The following is a 16,958-nucleotide window of genomic DNA, read 5'->3' as shown; positions in this document are numbered from 1 at the left end:
GATGTTCTTGATCGCCGCTGTCGCGATCGTGGTCCTGGGCCAGAGCGCGTTCACCGCAATGCCCTTGGAGCGCAGCTCCCCGGCGAGACCCAGCACCACCAGGCTCATGCCGTATTTGGCGATGGAATAGGGCGTGAACGGCGCGAACCATTTTTCCTGCATGTCGAGCGGCGGCGACAGCATTAGGATATGGGGATTGTCCGCGTTCTTCAGATGCTCGATCGCATGCTTGGAACAGGCCAGCGTGCCGCGCGTGTTGATCTGGTGCATCAGGTCGAAACGCTTCATGTCGGTCTGCTGGACCGGTGTCAGCTGAATGGCACTGGCGTTGTTGACCAGGATGTCCAGACCGCCGAAATGCGCCGCCGTCCTGTCGATGGCGTCCTTGACGGCTTCATCGTCGCGGACGTCGAGCAGCACCGGCAGCGCCTTGCCGCCGGCTGCCTCGATTTCCTCCGCGGCGGTATAGATCGTGCCTTCCAGCTTCGGATGCGGTTCCGCGGTCTTGGCGGCTACGGCGATATTGGCGCCGTCTTGTGCCGCCCGCAGCGCGATCGCCTTGCCGATGCCCCGCGAGGCTCCGGTGATGAACAGGGTTTTGCCCTTCAGGGACATGGTTGTTACTCCTCCTGATAACCGTCTCCAAGGCAACCGTTGGTTTCGCAGGTCGCTCGCGGACACAAGTTCCGATTTTGCTTGTCATCCCGGTTTGCCGCGCATGCGGCAAGACCGGGATCCAGTACTCTCTGGCGCCGCCCCTCCGGGCTCGGTCGACTTGATCGGTTACTGGGTCCCTGCCTTCGCAGGGAAGACAACATTTCCAACATCGCTTCTTCCGCCCACGGGGAGGTCAGCGAGTATTTTCTTCAAGCCTTCTTCTTCGACATGAAGGCCTGAAACGCCGCGATCGTTTCCGGGGCGCTCAACCGGCTAGCGAAGATCCGGATTTCTTCCTCCACCCGCTCAAAGAGCGCTTCCGTGTCTCCCTGCAGAAGTTTTCTAGAGAGGGCCATCGCTTCTGTCGGCTTTGCGGCGATTTCCCTGGCGCAGGCAAGCGCGGCGGCATCGACATCACCTTCGACAACTTCGTTGACGAGACCCGCCCGCAAGGCTTTTTCGGCGGAAAAGGCATTGCCGAGACACAGCAGTTCAAAAGCCCTGGCATGGCCCAGGAGCTGCGGACCGAGCAGGCTGGAACCGGCCTCCGGCACCAGACCCAGATCCACGAAGGGCGAGCGGATCAGGGCGCGTGGGCTCGCGAACACCATGTCGCAATGCATGAGCAAGGTGGTTCCGACACCAATGGCGATGCCGTCGATGGACGCCACCAGCGGTTTTTCGTTGCGCACCAGCGCCCGCAGGAAACGCACCACGGGAGTTTCCGTCATGCCGGACTTGCCCGCATATTGCAGGAAATCGCCGATGTCATTGCCCGCCGTGAAGACCTCCGGCTGCCCGCAGATCAGACTGCAACGGATGTCCGGATCCGTATTGCCGCGCTCAAGCGCCTCGGCCAGATCCGTGTACATGGCCCCCGTCAGGGCGTTCTTCTTGTCCGGCCGGTCCAGTCGCAGGATCTGGACGCCGTCTTGCCGTGTAATGCGGATCATGTCTGTCTCCGGTCAGGCGTTACAGGCGCGTCAGGCAATCTGGGCTTCGGCGTCGAACGCCTGGATGGAAGCAGCGGACAGGAGAATGTCCGACTTCAGTCCAGCGGTCTCGCCGAGTGTCGTCTCGCAGAAGTTACGCGCCAGCAGCGTGCGTTCGGCCAGCTTCGGCGCAGGTTCATCCATCGACCGCAGCGCGCCCTTGGCCAGCAGGGCGCCGCCAAGCGTCAGTCCGGCGAGACGCAGATAGGGCGTTGCCCCGGAAAGTGCGTCGGCGACCCGGCCCTCGGCCTGCGCTGTCAGCATGTAGTCCGTTGCGTCCCCAAGGTCCTTGATGCTCGCCGCAAGACGCTCAGCCGTTGCACCGAATTCAGGCCTGTTGGACGCGGCAACAGCCTCGGCAATCTCCATCAGTTCGCCAAGAAAGCCTCTGATGTGCTCCCCTCCGGAAAGCGGCAGCTTGCGCATGACCAGATCGATCGACTGGATGCCGTTGGTGCCTTCGTAGATCGGGGCGATGCGCGCATCGCGCAGATGCTGGGCGGCTCCCGTTTCCTCGATGAAGCCCATGCCTCCGTGGATCTGGATGCCAAGCGAGGCCACTTCAACGCCAAAGTCGGTCGACAGGGCCTTGGCGATCGGCGTCAACAGGCTGGCCCGTTCGCTCCAGAAGGTTTTCCCGTCTGCATCTTCGGCCAGTTTGGACATGTCGATGGCATGGGCGCAGGCGTAGCAGATCGCCCGTGCCACCTGGGTGCGAGACTTCATGGCGAGCAGCATGCGCTTGATGTCCGGGTGCCGGGCAATCGGACTCATGCCCTCGCCCGTATCTCCCGGGGCCTTGCCCTGCCTGCGCTCCACGGCGTAGGCGAGTGCGTGCTGATAGGCGCGCTCGGCGACTCCCAGCCCCTGGATACCGACCGCGAGCCTGGCGTTGTTCATCATGGTGAACATGCAGGCCAGTCCCCGGTTTTCCTCACCGATCAGCCAGCCCTTCGCACCGCCCTGGTCGCCGTAGACCATGGTGCAGGTCGGAGAGCCGTGAATGCCCATCTTGTGCTCGACACCGGCAACCTTGACGTCGTTGCGCTCACCGAGCGAGCCGTCGTCATTGACCAGGAACTTGGGCACCAGGAACAGAGAAATGCCCCGGGTTCCCGCCGGCGCGTCCGGCAGGCGCGCCAGGACCATATGGATGATGTTGTCGGTCAGATCGTGGTCACCATAGGTGATGAAGATCTTCTGGCCGAAGATACGGTAGGTACCGTCCTCGTTCCTCTCTGCCCTGGCCTTCAAAGCATTGAGATCCGAGCCCGCCTGCGGCTCGGTCAGGTTCATGGTACCCATCCACTCGCCTGAGACGAGTTTCTCCAGGTATTTGGCCTTGAGCTCTTCGGAGGCGTGTTTTTCCATTGCCTCGACGGCGCCGATGGTCAGGGTCGGACCGATGGCAAACGCCATGGAACCGGAATTCCACATTTCCAGTGCGGCGGCGGACAACATCACCGGCAGCCCCTGCCCGCCGGATTCCGGATCGGCCGTCAGGCCGTTCCAGCCACCTTCGATCCAGGCATGATAGGCCTCGCGCCAACCCGGTGGCGTGGAAACCGCGCCGCCCTCAAGCGGCGTACCGTGTTTGTCGGCGACCGAGTTGAGCGGTGCGATTTCCTCCGCCGCGAACCGTCCCGCCTCGGTCAGGATCGCATCCACCAGATCGTCGCCGAGTTCGGCGTGGCGGTCGCTTTTCTGCAGATCGGCAAGGCCACAGACCTGTTTCAGAGTGAAGGCAATCTCGTCGACTGGGGCACGATACATAAAGGTCCTCCCGGAAAACACCTGCCGGCAGCCGGCAAATGGCGGTTTTCGCTGTTCTGAGCTTGACGGAAGCGGGGCTTGTCCGCAAAAGGCGCTATCGACAGCGGTTTGACAGGACAATAGCCTTGTTGACGTTAACGTCAACCCGTATCGCAGCGGCAGGTCATAGTCTTTTTGGTCAATCCGCATCCCGGAGACCTGAAGAGATCTGCAGTATGCAGCGTTGGACGCTCGACATCGATACGCCGGACTGGCAGTCCGCTCCTGAAGCGGAAACGGCCTGCACTGCCTTGCTGAACGGTGAACTGGTGGCCGTGCCGACGGAGACCGTTTACGGGCTGGCGGCGGATGCGACCAATGGCAAGGCCTGCGCAAAGATCTTCCAGGCCAAGGGGCGGCCGCAGTTCAATCCGCTGATTTCTCATGTGTCTTCCCTCGAGGCCGCACGGGAACACGGTGTGTTCGACGCTCAGGCGCTGACCCTGGCCGAGGCATTCTGGCCGGGTCCGCTGACGCTTGTGGTTCCGAAGAAAAAATCGTCACCTATCTCCGACCTGGCAACGGCAGGTCTTGAAACGGTTGCCCTGCGCGTTCCCGCCGGGCCGGTGATGCGGTTTCTTGCCGACCGGACGGGACGCCCGCTTGCTGCCCCAAGCGCCAACCTCTCCGGCAGGATCAGTCCGACCCGGGCGGAGGATGTGATTGCCGATCTCGGCTCGTCCCTCAGCGTCGTCATTGATGCAGGTCCCTGTGCGGTCGGTGTGGAATCCTCAATTGTCGGCCTGATCGACGGCCCCCCCCGTCTTCTGCGTCCCGGAGGCCTTCCGCGCGAGGAAATCGAAAAGATACTCGGACGGCCGCTGCAGAACGCTTCCCCGGACATGGCGCCCGAAGCCCCGGCGGCACCTGGCATGCTGACATCGCATTACGCGCCGGACGCGAAGATGATACTGAATGCGCACGAAGCTTCCCCGGAAGACGGCCTTCTGTCCTTCGGTCCCGATCCGCTGCCGGGGGCAGCATCGGCCCGTGCGGAAGTCAACCTGAGCCCGACGGGCGATTTGGCGGAAGCCGCCGCCAATCTCTTTCAGGCCATGCGCACCCTCGACGCCAGCGGCGTCACCACCATCCGGGTCCAGTTTATCCCCAGCTTTGGCCTTGGCGAGGCCATCAACGACCGGTTACGCCGCGCTGCAGCACCGCGCGGCTGACAGCAGGCGCCGCGGTCCCTTGCGATTCCTTTCGGAAAGGAACCGTCGCACCTCAAAAGACCGGTTCCGCCTGATTTTCAAAAAGCCTTAAAATCCAGCAACTCGCGCGCGGATGTTACAGCACAAGCCGAACTCGCATTCACCTAAAGTTAAGTTGCAATACATCCAAGCTTACACTCAGAAAGGAAAATGCTTTTGCACTGCACAGTGCCGCGGTAGTTAAGCAATTCATACAATAGAAAGCGGAAATCTCCGCCGATTTGCAAACTTATCAACACCATGACCATAATGAATAATGGTAAAAAGCTCGCAATTCGCACTCTGAATCAGTTAAGTTAATTCTCAGATTAGAGATGCAGCGGACCTCCCCTCGGGCATCGCGGTGCTCGCACCTCACAACAGGCCGGTCAGACATACCGGCCTTCTTTTTGTCTTCATGCTCCCCCGGCAACCCGTTTTCACTTGTAAACCTATCGCCAATTGACAGCGCTGCCGGGCACCGGTCTGATGGCGCCCAATAGAATTTGTCAAAATAAATCTTCCGGAAACGCCCTCAGTGTCCACGCTTCTTCTTCACCACTCCGCCTATCTCGATCACCTGACGCCGGTCGGTCATCCCGAGCGCCCCGACCGGATCAGGGCAATCGACCGGATACTCGAACATGAGAAATTCCAGCCTGTTGTGCGGGACCTGGCGCCTGTCGGAGCGCTTGAAGACATCGCCCGGGCCCATCCCATGAGCTATGTGGACCAGTTGCACCGTCTCGCGCCGAAAGAGGGAACCGCCAGGGTGGATGCCGACACCACCATGTCGCCGGGCACCTGGGAAGCGGCCCTGCGTGCCGTGGGCGGGGCCTGCCGGGCCGTCGACGAGGTGTTGGCAAAGAAGGTGAACAACGCGTTTTCGGCCTCGCGCCCCCCCGGCCATCACGCGGAAAAGGAGCGGGCCATGGGCTTCTGCTTCTTCAACAATGCCGCCATTGCTGCGCGCTACGCCCAGGCTGTTCATGGCCTCGGCCGGGTCGCCATCGTCGACTTCGACGTGCATCACGGCAACGGCACACAGGACATCTTCTGGGACGACCCTAACGTGATGTACTGCTCCACGCACCAGATGCCGCTTTATCCGGGTTCCGGCGCAGCCTCCGAGACTGGAGAGGCCAACACCATCGTCAACGTTCCGCTGGCGCCGGGAGAAGACGGCACCGGCTTCAAGGAAGCATTCGATGCCATCATCCTGCCCCGGCTGGACGACTATGCTCCGGAACTCGTCATCATCTCTGCCGGCTTTGACGCACACGCCAGGGATCCGCTTGGCGGACTCAACCTGGTCGAGGCGGATTTCGCATGGGCAACCCGAATGCTGATGGACGTCGCCGACCGTCACAGCAACGGCCACCTGATCTCCGTCCTGGAAGGCGGCTACGACCTGGAGGGGCTCGCCCGCTCCGTCGCGGCCCATGTCATGACCCTGATGACCGGCTGACCCGAACCTGGCAATGCTCCAAAACCACGGGGATCATCTGGACATTCTTCAAATCAAACCTTGACCTTGGCCGCTCGGCCCGCAAGGTTCCCACAAAGACAGGGACACAGTTTTTGACACGGGGACCGTACCGATGACCGAAGCCGCCAACGACATTTCCGGCCTTTCCTTCGAAGAGGCACTCAAGCAGCTGGAAACGATCGTACGGGAACTGGAGCAGGGCAACGTCCCGCTTGAGCGCAGCATCGACATGTACGAACGCGGCGATGCCCTGCGCAAACACTGCGACACGCTGCTCAAGTCCGCGGAAGCCAAGGTCGAAAAGATCCAGCTTGGGCAAAACGGCGAAGCCACGGGCACCGGCGACCTGGACCCGCAATAATCCGCTCCGCAGCCATGCGGGCCGGTCGGTTTCTGCAGCCCCCTTCCGGACCGGCTCCTCACGGCGTGGCGGGTGGCCATAGTCCGCAGCTCCCTGCCCTGCCGCCGCACGGATGACTTGCGGAAATTTTCAGGATGGCCTGCACATGGCCTGCAAATTCTTCCCCCAATCTTCATCACATGCAATTCCGATTGCACACCCGCGCCGGCAGGGCCAAATTGGCGCATTCCACTGACGCGATTTGCGCCCTATATCCGGTTGGTGTATGCCTGCCCGCCATGTCCAAAATTGTGGAGCCGTCTCAAGAGTGACTTCCAAACCTCACACACCATTGCTCGACAGGGTCAACTCGCCGGCAGAATTGCGCGCGCTTGGGGAAGGCGACCTGCGGCAGCTTGCCGACGAATTGCGCAGCGAGACCATCGATGCCGTGTCGATCACGGGAGGTCATCTCGGTGCGGGGCTTGGCGTGGTCGAGCTCACGGTTGCGCTCCACTACGTCTTCAACACGCCGGACGACAAGATCATCTGGGATGTCGGCCACCAGTGTTATCCGCACAAGATCCTGACCGAACGCCGTGACCGCATCCGCACGCTCCGCCAGGGCAATGGTCTCTCGGGCTTCACCAAGCGGGCTGAAAGCATCTACGACCCGTTCGGCACGGCGCATTCCTCCACATCGATTTCCGCCGGCCTCGGCATGGCCGCAGGCCGCGATCTCAAGGACGGTGACAACAATGTGATCGCCGTCATCGGCGACGGCGCCATGTCCGCCGGCATGGCCTACGAGGCGATGAACAACGCCGGCCATCTGGGTTCCAGGCTGATTGTCATCCTGAACGACAACGACATGTCCATCGCCCCGCCGGTCGGTGCGATGTCAGCCTATCTTGCCAAGCTGGTTTCCGGCCCGACCTATCAGACCCTGCGGGACGCGGCCAAGAACTTCGCCAAGAACCTGCCGAAGCCCGTCTTTGAAAAAGCCGCCCGTGCGGAAGAATACGCTCGCGGTTTCTGGACCGGCGGCACCCTGTTCGAAGAGCTCGGCTTCTACTATGTCGGCCCGGTGGACGGCCACAATCTGGAGCATCTGCTGCCGGTCCTGAAGAATGTCCGCGACACCCACCATGGCCCGGTCCTGATCCACGCGGTCACCCAGAAGGGCAAGGGCTACGCCCCTGCGGAGGGCGCCAGGGACAAGTATCACGGCGTTGCCAAGTTCGACGTGGTCACGGGCAAGCAGTCCAAGCCGAAGGCCAATGCGCCGTCCTATACCAACGTCTTCGCCACCTCCCTGATCCGGGAAGCGGAAGAGGACGACAAGGTGGTCGCGATCACCGCGGCCATGCCGGACGGCACCGGCCTGGACCTCTTCGGCGAGGCCTTTCCGAAGCGGACGTTCGACGTCGGCATCGCGGAACAGCATGCGGTTACCTTTGCCGCCGGCCTTGCCACCGAGGGCTTCAAGCCTTTTGCCGCACTTTATTCGACATTCCTTCAGCGCGCCTACGACCAGGTGATCCACGACGTGGCGATCCAGAGCCTGCCGGTCCGTTTTCCGATTGACCGCGCCGGACTGGTCGGTGCCGACGGGCCGACCCACGCGGGCGCCTTCGACACGGCTTTCCTGAGCTGCCTGCCGGGCTTCGTGGTGATGGCGGCCGCAGACGAGGTGGAACTGCGCCACATGGTGGCAACCGCCGTCGCCTACGACGAAGGTCCGATTTCCTTCCGCTATCCGCGTGGTGAAGGCGTCGGCCTGGATCTGCCCGAACGGGGCACCGTGCTTGAAATCGGCAAGGGCCTGATCCGCCGCGAAGGCACCAAGGTAGCGCTTCTGAGCTTCGGCGCACGCATGAGTGAATGCCTGATGGCCGCTGACGAACTGGACGCCGCAGGCCTCCCGACCACGGTTGCGGACGCCCGTTTCGCCAAACCGCTCGACATGGACCTTATCCGCCGCCTTGCCCGCGAGCACGAGGTGCTCGTCACCATCGAGGAAGGCTCCGCCGGCGGTTTCGGCAGCCATGTTCTGACAAGGCTCGCCGAAGAAGGACTTCTCGACAATGGTCTGAAGGTCCGTACGCTTGTGCTGCCGGACGTCTATATCGACCAGGACAAGCCGGACGCCATGTACGCAGCGGCCGGACTGAACTGCGACGGCATCCTGAAGACTGTGTTCACTGCCCTTGGCACCGAGACCCTGAGTTCGTCCCAACGCGCCTGAGCTGGCGCCGCACAGGCGGCAACGGGGCGACACCCGGGAACACGCCTCCGACATCGTTTGGGGAGCGCCCTGAAAGGGCGTTGACACGACCAGCCATAACTGGAAAGGCTGATTGCAGGATCAGACGCGCCGGTTCCGACCGGCGCTTTTGTTTTATTGCCGCGCTGCCCGGAGACTGCAATGGCTCAGACGCTTCTTTCCGTGTCCGCCCTGTTGATGTCTGTTGCCCTCCTGATTTTCGGGCACGGGCTGCAGACCACGCTCCTGCCGTTGGCAGCAGACAGATTCTATTTCACCGACTTCGAGATCGGTGCCATTTCCTCCGCCTATTTCTTCGGCATGGTGCTCGGCTGCCTCGGCGCGCCCCTCGTGATCATGCGGGCCGGACACATCCGGGCCTTTGCCGCGCTCGTGTCGCTGATGTCCGCCGCCGCGATCCTGCACCCGGTCTTCATTGATCCCTATGCCTGGATGATCATCCGCGTGATTTCCGGTTTCAGCCTCGCCGGTTTCTACATGATCGTGGAAAGCTGGCTCAACGAAAGCGCATCGAACGAGAACCGCGGCACGGTCATGTCGTTCTACATCGTCATCCTGTTCGCGGCCCTGATGGCCGGACAGGTTTCGACCGCGACGATGAACATTGCGGATTTCATGCCCTTCGCGGTCGCCTCGGTCATGGTCAGCCTGGCGGTGATGCCCGTTTCCCTGACGACCTCGACACAGCCCGCGCCGATTACGCTGGTCCGGTTCCGGCCCGTCCAGCTCTACAAGAACTCGCCCGCCGCCTTTATCGGCGTGCTCTTTGTCGGGACCTCGCAAGGCGCCCTCCTGACACTGGCCTCTCTCTATGGCTCCCAGATCGGCCTCTCGACGAAACAGGCCGCCTTCTACGCCGCGGCCTTCGTTCTGGGCGGTCTTGTTGCCCAATGGCCTGTCGGCCGGCTGTCGGACAAACTGGACCGGCGCCTGGTGATTGCCGGTCTCGGCACGGCCACGGCGGCCTCATCGCTCCTGATCGTCTTCTTTTCCCCCAGCGATTTTCCGATTGCCTTCGCCAGCGCCGTTCTCGTCGGCATGTTCTCGCAACCGCTTTACGCGATCGCGGTCGCCCATGCCTTCGACCACGCAGCTCCCGAGGAATTCGTCGAGACCTCTTCCGGCATGTTGCTGGCCTACGGGATCGGGTCGATCGGCGGACCGTTGGCCGCCTCCTCGATCATGAGTCACACAGGGCCTTCCGGGCTTTTCATCATGGTGGTTGCCGCCAACGTTCTCATGGTGGCGTTCATCCTGGCGCGTATCATCACGCGTCAGGCACCGACCGCAGCCGAAAAGACCGACTTCGAATACGCATCGACCGCACAGGTCGGTACGGTTATTTCCCCAGAACCTCTGGATGCGGAAGCCGAGGAATTCGTTATCCCGCCCGAGGAATTCCCTGCCTACGAAGACGATATCTACAACTTCGACACCACTCCGGCGGACGACGAAGGCGAAGCGGAGACAGCCGCCCAGAACCGAATCCCGACCGGTGCGGCAGGACCGAAGCAGGAAACCGACGAAAACGCCGACGGCAAGGAAGCGCCTGCAGAACACGGCAAGTCCGACCGGCCGTAGCTGAAACCTTTCCGCACCTGCGCGGTTTCGTCCCTCGACACCGTCCCCGAACAGGCCTATAGCCGACGCATGGCTGCGCGCGTAACAGGACTGCATATGCTTCGGCGGGAGCGGCACCCTCTGGTGGTGCTGACGGCCCTCGCCTTCGCCATGCGTCTCGTCCTGCTTGTTCTGGCCGGAGCCCTGACGCCGGAGGCCGCCTCGGCCGCCGGGCTCGTCAGCCTTTGCCAGCCCTCCAAGCACCTGCAGAGTGCCCCGGCCGGCCAGCATGATCCGCTGGCCTGCCAATGCGGCCCGGTCTGCGCCCACGGCTGCACCCTGGGTCCCTGTCTTGCCGGGGCTGTTTCCAACCCCGATCAGCCTGACCTGCCTACGGAAGACCGTCTTTCCGGGACCGGTCAGGCCACGGTGCATCCGCTTGCCGGCCGCGTGACCGCCATCAGGGGACCGCCTGCCTCCTTGATCTGATTTCACCCACAAAACTCAGACTTCAAGGACACGAAAATGACCCTTTGGAAATCCGTTGCCGCGGCGGCGGCCCTCGCATTTGTCTCCCTTTCCGCTCTTGCCGATGACTACAAGGCCGGCGACCTGACCCTCAACCATCCCTGGACACGGGCAACTCCGCCAAATGCCAAGGCTGGCGGCGGCTTTGTCGAAATCGTCAACAACGGCACCGAGACCGAGCGGCTCATTGCCGTCAGTTCGAACGCCGCGGCCAGAACCGAAATCCATGAAATGGCTGTCACCGACGGCGTCATGACCATGCGTCCGCTGGCAGGCGGCATCGACATTCCCGCGGGCGAAACCGTTTCCTTGCAGCCGGGCGGCCTTCACATCATGTTCATGGGACTGAACGAGCCCTTCAAGGAAGGCACGCGCATTCCCGTCGTTCTGACCTTCGAGAAGGCAGGCGAGGTTTCCGTCGAGCTGGCCGTCGACAAGATGGGGGCGAAGGCTCCGATGGCAGGAAAGATGGGCCATGGCGAGGGTGGCCACGGCAACATGAACAAGAGCAACTAAGACCTACTTTGAAGAGGACGACCCATGTCTGGTTTGAAACTCTTCCGGTACGGGGCCTGGGCGGCGGTTGCCGCCCTGGCCGTCGTCTCCGGATATCTGGTCTATCAACAGACCGCGGGAAACGAAAACTCCGGCGCCCTGATCGAACCGCTCGCGGCCATTGGCGGTTCGTTCGAACTGGTGAATGGTGACGGCGAGACAGTCACCGACCAGACCTTCGCAGGCAAGCCGACCGTCATGTTCTTCGGCTTTACCTTCTGCCCGGAAGTCTGCCCCACGACCCTGTCGGAACTGCAAGGGATGATCGCCGAACTCGGCGACGATGCGGACAAGCTGAACTATGTTTTCGTGACCGTGGACCCCGAACGCGACACCCCGGAAGTGATCCGCGACTATGTCGCGGCCTTCGACGACCACATCGTGCCGCTGACCGGCACGCGTAAGCAGATCGACGCCATGCTCAAGGCTTACCGGGTCTATTCCAAGAAGGTTCCGCTTGACGATGGCGACTACACGATGGACCATCTGGCCGCACTCTACCTCATGAGCGCGGACAACAAATTCGTCGGAACGATCGCTTACAACGAAGACGAGGAAACCGCCCTGAAGAAACTGCGCCGGCTGATCAAGACCGCGCCGGCGTCCTCCTGAGACCCGGGGACAGGCTGCCATGCAGATGCCGCTTTATATCGGATTGGGCCTGGGCGCGACGAGCCTCGTCGCGCTGTCCGCTGTGCTGTGGCTCTATTCCGGTGAACGTGTCTTTGCCGACAGCATGATCGCTGCCATTGCCGGCTGCTTCTGAGACCTGAACCTTCGCGCATGTCCAAGCAACGCCTCGACCAGCACCTCGTCGACACCGGTCACTTTCCAAGTCGCGCAAGAGCACGGGACGCCATCCTGCGCGGCACCGTCACCCTCAATGGTGCCGTCTGCGGCAAGCCCTCCCAGAAAGTCGGACCGGAGGCGGCCATCGCGGTGGAAGACCCCGCAGCGCGATACGTCTCGCGCGCTGCCCTCAAACTGATCGAGGGGCTCGCCCGTTTCGAGGTGGACCCCGCCGGCAAGATCTGTCTTGACATCGGAGCTTCCACCGGCGGCTTCACGCAGGCGCTTCTGGAACGGGGCGCCGCAAGGATCCATGCCATCGATGTCGGACACGACCAGCTCCACGAAAGCCTTCGGCATCATCCGAAGGTGCTGGCCAGCGACGGCCTCAACGCACGCGATCTCACACAGGCGGATCTCGGTGGCGACCGGCCCCAGCTGCTCGTCTCCGATGTCAGCTTCATTTCCCTGAAGCTGGCCCTGCCCCCGGCCCTCGAAATCGCCGCACCCGGCGCGGAAGGCGTCTTTCTGGTCAAACCGCAATTCGAGGCCGGGAAGGACAATATCGGCAAGGGCGGTCTGGTCGATCCTGAAATTGCCGTGCAAACCGCCGGTGACCTGCAGGCCTGGCTCGGCACGGTCCCGGGCTGGCAGTCCGGTGATCTCGTCCCCTCCCCGGTCAAGGGCGGCGACGGCAATTCCGAATGGCTGCTTTACGGCAGGAAAAACGGCTGAGGCCAGACGTACTCTCCCGAATCCCGCGTTAAATGATTAATCCACTCAGCCACTGCTTGCCCCTCAGGCCGGTTGGCGCTATCGCTCGACCATGAGTGAGAGAGAACTGATCATTTCCGAACTGGGCCATCGCGGCGACGGCATTGCCCAGACGGACAACGGCCCTGTCTATGTGGAAGGCGCCCTGCCCGGCGAGACCGTGCGGGCTAACGTCGCCGACGGACGCGCCAAAAATCCGGTCATTGAAACAAGATCTCCGGATCGCATTGCTCCGGTCTGCAGACACTACGAGACCTGCGGCGGCTGCTCGCTGCAGCATCTGGCGCCGGCCCCCTACCTTGCCTGGAAAAGCAGCCTGGTCGAAAAGGCGCTTCGGGACCGGGGAATCGTGGCCACAGTTTCGGACACCGTCTCCGCGACGGAAGGCGGCCGCCGCCGGGCCGTTCTGACTGCGACCCGCGCAGGCCGCCACACGCTGCTCGGTTATCATGAAAAGGCCAGCCACCGGCTGGTCGACATCGCCGAATGCCCGGTGCTGGATCCGGCGATCACAAACGCTCTTCCCGGATTGCGCGCGCTTGCCGGAGAGGTTCTGCCGAAGAAGGGCGAGCTGCGCCTCACCGTGCTTGCAACGACCGCAGGCCTCGACGTCGCCTTCGACAAGGCCGACAAGGGTTACGAGAAAAAGATCGCCGTTCTTTCCCGGAAAGCGGTTGAACTGGATCTCGCCCGGTTGACCGTCAACGGCGAAGTCCTTCTGGAAATCCGCCCGCCTCTACTCGACATGGGCGGCATCGGGATCACCGCCGCTCCCGGCGGCTTCACGCAAGCGACCGCCGCGGCAGAGGAAGCCCTGTCGCGCCTCGTTCTTGCCGGTGTCGGCAAGGCCAGGACCGTCGCGGATCTCTTTTCCGGTGTCGGCACCTTCGCCCTCCGGCTCGCCAGAAGCGCAAACGTTCACGCCGCTGAAGGCGATGCGGCCGCAATCGCCGCCTTCGACAAGGCCCTGCGCAAGCCTCAGGGCCTGAAGAAGGTGACCTTCGAAAGACGCGACCTCAGCCGCCGTCCGCTGGTGCGCGAGGAACTGGAGCCATATGACGCCGTCGTCTTCGACCCGCCGCGCGCCGGCGCCCAGGCGCAGGCGGAGCAACTGGCGGGTTCTAAGGTAAAGACCATCGTCGCCGTTTCCTGCAATCCGGCCACCCTTGCTCGTGACCTCCGGATACTGATTGACGGCGGCTATGCGCTGCAAAGCGTCACACCCGTGGACCAGTTCCTTTTCTCGCCCCATATTGAGGTTGTGGCAGTGCTAAAAAGGGAGTGAGCCATGGCGGCGGTGGACGAAGATATCAGGCCTCGGGAAGGCAATCGGAAACTGCCACCTTTGCTGAACCTTGCCCGCCGCACCCGCTACGCGCTGCACCAGGGCAGCCGGATCGCGCTCTATACGCTGCATTCGGAAGCCATGCGCAGGATGAACAGGGAGCTGCAGAAGGACCTGCCGGAAACGCCCAAGGTCGTCCCCGACGGTCCCGTGCCCGGCCAGAGGCGCATGCTCGCCGATATCGTCCAACTCTTTGCCGACGATCTGAAGGCCGTCGAGGAGGGGCTTTATCCGATGCCCTCGGACGGCACCATGAGCCCGCGCGAACTGCTGGAAACAAGCCGCGCCTTTTTCCGGGACGTGCCGGAAGTCGCCCGCCGCCGGGCGGCGGGCGCACACCAGGAAGTGAACGAAACGGCGGAAGGCTTCGCCGAGGCCCTGCCGCGCTACTACCGCCAGAACTTCCATTTCCAGACCGATGGCTGGCTCACTGAAGAAAGCGCAAGGATCTACGACTTCCAGGTGGACGTGCTCTTTTCCGGGGCGACAGCCGCCATGCGCCGCCGGGCACTTGTTCCCTTCGCAAAGATCCTGCGCAAGAAAGACCAGCGAAGGGTTACCTATCTTGACCTTGCCTGTGGCACCGGCGGCCTGCTGCGCCCTGCGCTGAAAGCCTTTCCCCGCCTGAAGGGCATCGGCCTCGACCTGTCCGAACCCTATCTGAGCGTCGGCCGCGACCGGATCAGATCGCGCCGCGCCTCGTATGTGACCGCCTTGGCGGAAAACCTGCCCTTTTCCGACAACTCCCTTGATGTCGTCTCCTGCGTCTTTCTCTTTCACGAGTTGCCCCCGAAAATCCGAAGGGCGGTGGTCGCCGAAGTCGCGAGGGTCCTGAAACCCGGCGGTTCCTTCCTCTTTGTGGACAGCCTCCAGACCGGCGACGTGCCGGATTATGACGGACTTCTGTCGGTCTTTCCCCAGCTCTTCCATGAGCCTTATTATACGTCTTATCTTACCGAGGATCTGACCGGGCTCTGTGCGGCGCAGGGACTTGAAGAGCGCTGGAGGACGCCGGCCTTCGTCTCGCGCGTCGCCGAGTTTATCAAATCCGACTGATTTTCAGTATCACTGAAAAATCTGCCCTCCTTCTCTTGAGACTGAAAAGGAATGGGCGTATATGCGGAGCCATGAGACTGGATCAATGGCTCTTGCAGACCGGGGAAAGCCGCAGCGCCTTCGCGCGCCGCGCCAATCTTTCGCCTGCGTCCGTAACAGCCCTTTGCAATGACCCCAATGTCTGGGTCTCGCGGGACATGGCCCGCAAGATCGCAATTGCCACCAATGGCACCGTCACCCCCAATGACTTTCTCGGACTGTCTACAACCAAGGAGCATCCCGTGTCCCAGGCCCGTGTCGCAGAAGCAATCCGCGCATTCGAACGCGGCGAAATGGTTGTCGTGACCGACGATGACGACCGCGAAAACGAGGGCGACCTGATCGTTGCCGCCTCCAAGGTCACCCCGGAGCAAATGGCCTTCATGGTGCGTCACACCTCCGGCATCATCTGTGCGCCGATGACGGTCGGCCATGCCCGGCGGTTGCGGCTGGATCCGATGGTCGCCGAAAACGATGCCCCGCTCGCCACCGCCTTCACCATCTCAGTAGATTACCGCCAGGGCCTGACCACCGGGATCTCCGCTGAGGAGCGCTGCTCGACCGTGCGCGCCCTTGCCAACCCCAATGTCGGTGCCGAGGATTTCGTCCGTCCGGGCCATATCTTCCCGCTGGTCGCCAAGGAAGGCGGCGTGATGATCCGCTCCGGCCACACGGAAGCCGCCGTCGACCTCTGCCGGCTGGCAGGCCTGGAACAGGTCGGCGTCATCAGCGAGCTGGTCAATGACGACGGCACTGTGAAACGCGGCCAGCAGGTGGCGGAATTCGCCGCCGAGCATGACCTGAAGATGGTCTCCGTTTCCGACCTGATCGCCTGGCGCCAGCGCACCGAGCGCATGGTGGAGCGGGTCAACGAGCAGCCGGTCGAAACCGTGGCAGGCCCCGCCTATGCCATGACCTATTCCACGCCCTACGACCCGATGCATCATCTCGCCATCGTCTATGGCGACATTCTCGACGGCCGCAGCGTGCCCGTCCGCCTGCAACTTGAATCCGTACTCGACGACGTCTTCGGCGAAACACAGTCGCTCGACCAGATCATGGCGCATTTCGCCGAACGCGGCCGGGGCGTCATCGTTTATCTGCGCGAGGGCTCCGTCGGCGTTGCCCGCCAGTCCACGCGGACGCGATCGGATTTCGAGGCGGCCGACACCGAAGAGCATAGCTCCGCGCAGGCCCGGCAGGAACAATGGCGCGAAGTCGGGCTCGGCGCCCAGATCCTGAAGGACCTCGGTGTCAGCTCCATCCGCCTGCTCGCCTCCCGCGAGCGCCACTACGTCGGCCTCGAAGGCTTCGACATCAAGATCGACGAAACGGAAATCCTCGACGCCTGAGGCGGCGCGGGCCGCCGGCACGGTGTAATTTGCACAGGAATTCAGCAAACCCGGCCGGAACCTTTGGCCGGGTTTTTCGTTCCCCGATTGAACGCCAAAAAAAACTGACCGGATTCCTCCTTCCAATCCAGGCGCTTAACCTCGAGCCGCCTCAGAATTCCCTTGCGTAATGTCAATTTTTGCAAGGTTGTTA

Annotated in this window: 16 protein-coding genes; 13 read left to right on the top strand and 3 right to left on the bottom strand. The window is 62.4% G+C overall.

Annotated elements, in window-relative coordinates; genetic code table 11:
- The 3 genes from ACQY7U_RS11190 to ACQY7U_RS11180 all read right to left on the bottom strand — a co-directional run.
- Positions 1-615, bottom strand: a 615-nt coding sequence (locus ACQY7U_RS11190) for an SDR family oxidoreductase (protein WP_428644463.1), incomplete at its 3' end; no start/stop codon positions are given.
- 251 nt (positions 616-866) lie between these two features.
- Complete coding sequence (locus ACQY7U_RS11185) at positions 867-1,610, bottom strand: crotonase/enoyl-CoA hydratase family protein (protein WP_428644462.1); 744 nt, start codon at positions 1,608-1,610, stop codon at positions 867-869.
- Positions 1,611-1,640: 30 nt separating this feature from the next.
- Positions 1,641-3,422 (bottom strand): acyl-CoA dehydrogenase, encoded by a 1,782-nt coding sequence (locus tag ACQY7U_RS11180; RefSeq protein ID WP_428644460.1) that lies wholly within the window; start codon positions 3,420-3,422, stop codon positions 1,641-1,643.
- A 215-nt stretch (positions 3,423-3,637) separates the two neighbouring features.
- On the opposite strand from ACQY7U_RS11180, the gene ACQY7U_RS11175 reads away from it, so the two are divergent.
- The 13 genes from ACQY7U_RS11175 to ribB all read left to right on the top strand — a co-directional run bounded on the left by ACQY7U_RS11175 (position 3,638) and on the right by ribB (position 16,765).
- Positions 3,638-4,633: an L-threonylcarbamoyladenylate synthase gene (locus ACQY7U_RS11175; protein WP_428644458.1), complete on the top strand. Its 996-nt coding sequence runs from the start codon at positions 3,638-3,640 to the stop codon at positions 4,631-4,633.
- A gap of 556 nt (positions 4,634-5,189) precedes the next feature.
- Positions 5,190-6,119, top strand: coding sequence for a histone deacetylase family protein (locus ACQY7U_RS11170; protein WP_428644456.1), 930 nt, complete (start codon positions 5,190-5,192; stop codon positions 6,117-6,119).
- A gap of 133 nt (positions 6,120-6,252) precedes the next feature.
- On the top strand, positions 6,253-6,501 hold the full coding sequence (locus tag ACQY7U_RS11165; protein ID WP_428644454.1) for an exodeoxyribonuclease VII small subunit: 249 nt from the start codon (positions 6,253-6,255) through the stop codon (positions 6,499-6,501).
- A 265-nt stretch (positions 6,502-6,766) separates the two neighbouring features.
- Positions 6,767-8,728: a 1-deoxy-D-xylulose-5-phosphate synthase gene (dxs, locus tag ACQY7U_RS11160; RefSeq protein ID WP_428644452.1), complete on the top strand. Its 1,962-nt coding sequence runs from the start codon at positions 6,767-6,769 to the stop codon at positions 8,726-8,728.
- Positions 8,729-8,908: 180 nt separating this feature from the next.
- Positions 8,909-10,348 (top strand): MFS transporter, encoded by a 1,440-nt coding sequence (locus ACQY7U_RS11155; RefSeq protein WP_428644450.1) that lies wholly within the window; start codon positions 8,909-8,911, stop codon positions 10,346-10,348.
- Positions 10,349-10,417: 69 nt separating this feature from the next.
- Positions 10,418-10,816, top strand: a complete 399-nt coding sequence (locus tag ACQY7U_RS11150) for a hypothetical protein (protein WP_428644448.1) — start codon at positions 10,418-10,420, stop codon at positions 10,814-10,816.
- Positions 10,817-10,852: 36 nt separating this feature from the next.
- The gene (locus ACQY7U_RS11145; protein ID WP_428644446.1) at positions 10,853-11,371 is read left to right on the top strand and encodes a copper chaperone PCu(A)C; all 519 of its coding nucleotides are present in this window, start codon (positions 10,853-10,855) and stop codon (positions 11,369-11,371) included.
- Between the two features lie 24 nt (positions 11,372-11,395).
- The gene (locus ACQY7U_RS11140; RefSeq protein ID WP_428644444.1) at positions 11,396-12,022 is read left to right on the top strand and encodes an SCO family protein; all 627 of its coding nucleotides are present in this window, start codon (positions 11,396-11,398) and stop codon (positions 12,020-12,022) included.
- 19 nt (positions 12,023-12,041) lie between these two features.
- Positions 12,042-12,176 carry a hypothetical protein gene (locus tag ACQY7U_RS11135; protein WP_428644442.1) on the top strand — a complete coding sequence of 45 codons (135 nt, stop codon included), beginning with the start codon at positions 12,042-12,044 and terminating at the stop codon, positions 12,174-12,176.
- A gap of 17 nt (positions 12,177-12,193) precedes the next feature.
- Positions 12,194-12,934 carry a TlyA family RNA methyltransferase gene (locus tag ACQY7U_RS11130; protein ID WP_428644440.1) on the top strand — a complete coding sequence of 247 codons (741 nt, stop codon included), beginning with the start codon at positions 12,194-12,196 and terminating at the stop codon, positions 12,932-12,934.
- Positions 12,935-13,025: 91 nt separating this feature from the next.
- Entirely contained in the window at positions 13,026-14,258 is a 1,233-nt protein-coding gene (locus tag ACQY7U_RS11125) for a class I SAM-dependent RNA methyltransferase (protein WP_428644438.1), read from the top strand.
- Between the two features lie 3 nt (positions 14,259-14,261).
- On the top strand, positions 14,262-15,374 hold the full coding sequence (locus tag ACQY7U_RS11120; protein ID WP_428644436.1) for a class I SAM-dependent methyltransferase: 1,113 nt from the start codon (positions 14,262-14,264) through the stop codon (positions 15,372-15,374).
- 71 nt (positions 15,375-15,445) lie between these two features.
- Entirely contained in the window at positions 15,446-16,765 is a 1,320-nt protein-coding gene (gene ribB / locus ACQY7U_RS11115; RefSeq protein ID WP_428644434.1) for a 3,4-dihydroxy-2-butanone-4-phosphate synthase, read from the top strand.
- Positions 16,766-16,958: the final 193 nt, after the last annotated feature.

It is taken from the genome of Roseibium sp., from assembly GCF_050301095.1.
Classification (GTDB): Bacteria; Pseudomonadota; Alphaproteobacteria; order Rhizobiales; family Stappiaceae; genus Roseibium.
Note: the sequence above shows the minus strand (reverse complement) of the source record. Positions and strands in the feature narration are given on the sequence as shown.

Bases quoted from the DNA above. Each gene is read 5' to 3' on its own strand.
- ACQY7U_RS11185 (WP_428644462.1), bottom strand. From the start codon at position 1,610: ATGATCCGCATTACACGGCAAGACGGCGTCCAGATCCTGCGACTGGAC.
- ACQY7U_RS11180 (WP_428644460.1), bottom strand. From the start codon at position 3,422: ATGTATCGTGCCCCAGTCGACGAGATTGCCTTCACTCTGAAACAGGTC.
- ACQY7U_RS11175 (WP_428644458.1), top strand. From the start codon at position 3,638: ATGCAGCGTTGGACGCTCGACATCGATACGCCGGACTGGCAGTCCGCT.
- ACQY7U_RS11165 (WP_428644454.1), top strand. From the start codon at position 6,253: ATGACCGAAGCCGCCAACGACATTTCCGGCCTTTCCTTCGAAGAGGCA.
- dxs (WP_428644452.1), top strand. From the start codon at position 6,767: ATGCCTGCCCGCCATGTCCAAAATTGTGGAGCCGTCTCAAGAGTGACT.
- ACQY7U_RS11155 (WP_428644450.1), top strand. From the start codon at position 8,909: ATGGCTCAGACGCTTCTTTCCGTGTCCGCCCTGTTGATGTCTGTTGCC.
- ACQY7U_RS11150 (WP_428644448.1), top strand. From the start codon at position 10,418: ATGGCTGCGCGCGTAACAGGACTGCATATGCTTCGGCGGGAGCGGCAC.
- ACQY7U_RS11145 (WP_428644446.1), top strand. From the start codon at position 10,853: ATGACCCTTTGGAAATCCGTTGCCGCGGCGGCGGCCCTCGCATTTGTC.
- ACQY7U_RS11140 (WP_428644444.1), top strand. From the start codon at position 11,396: ATGTCTGGTTTGAAACTCTTCCGGTACGGGGCCTGGGCGGCGGTTGCC.
- ACQY7U_RS11135 (WP_428644442.1), top strand. From the start codon at position 12,042: ATGCAGATGCCGCTTTATATCGGATTGGGCCTGGGCGCGACGAGCCTC.
- ACQY7U_RS11130 (WP_428644440.1), top strand. From the start codon at position 12,194: ATGTCCAAGCAACGCCTCGACCAGCACCTCGTCGACACCGGTCACTTT.
- ACQY7U_RS11125 (WP_428644438.1), top strand. From the start codon at position 13,026: ATGAGTGAGAGAGAACTGATCATTTCCGAACTGGGCCATCGCGGCGAC.
- ACQY7U_RS11120 (WP_428644436.1), top strand. From the start codon at position 14,262: ATGGCGGCGGTGGACGAAGATATCAGGCCTCGGGAAGGCAATCGGAAA.
- ribB (WP_428644434.1), top strand. From the start codon at position 15,446: ATGAGACTGGATCAATGGCTCTTGCAGACCGGGGAAAGCCGCAGCGCC.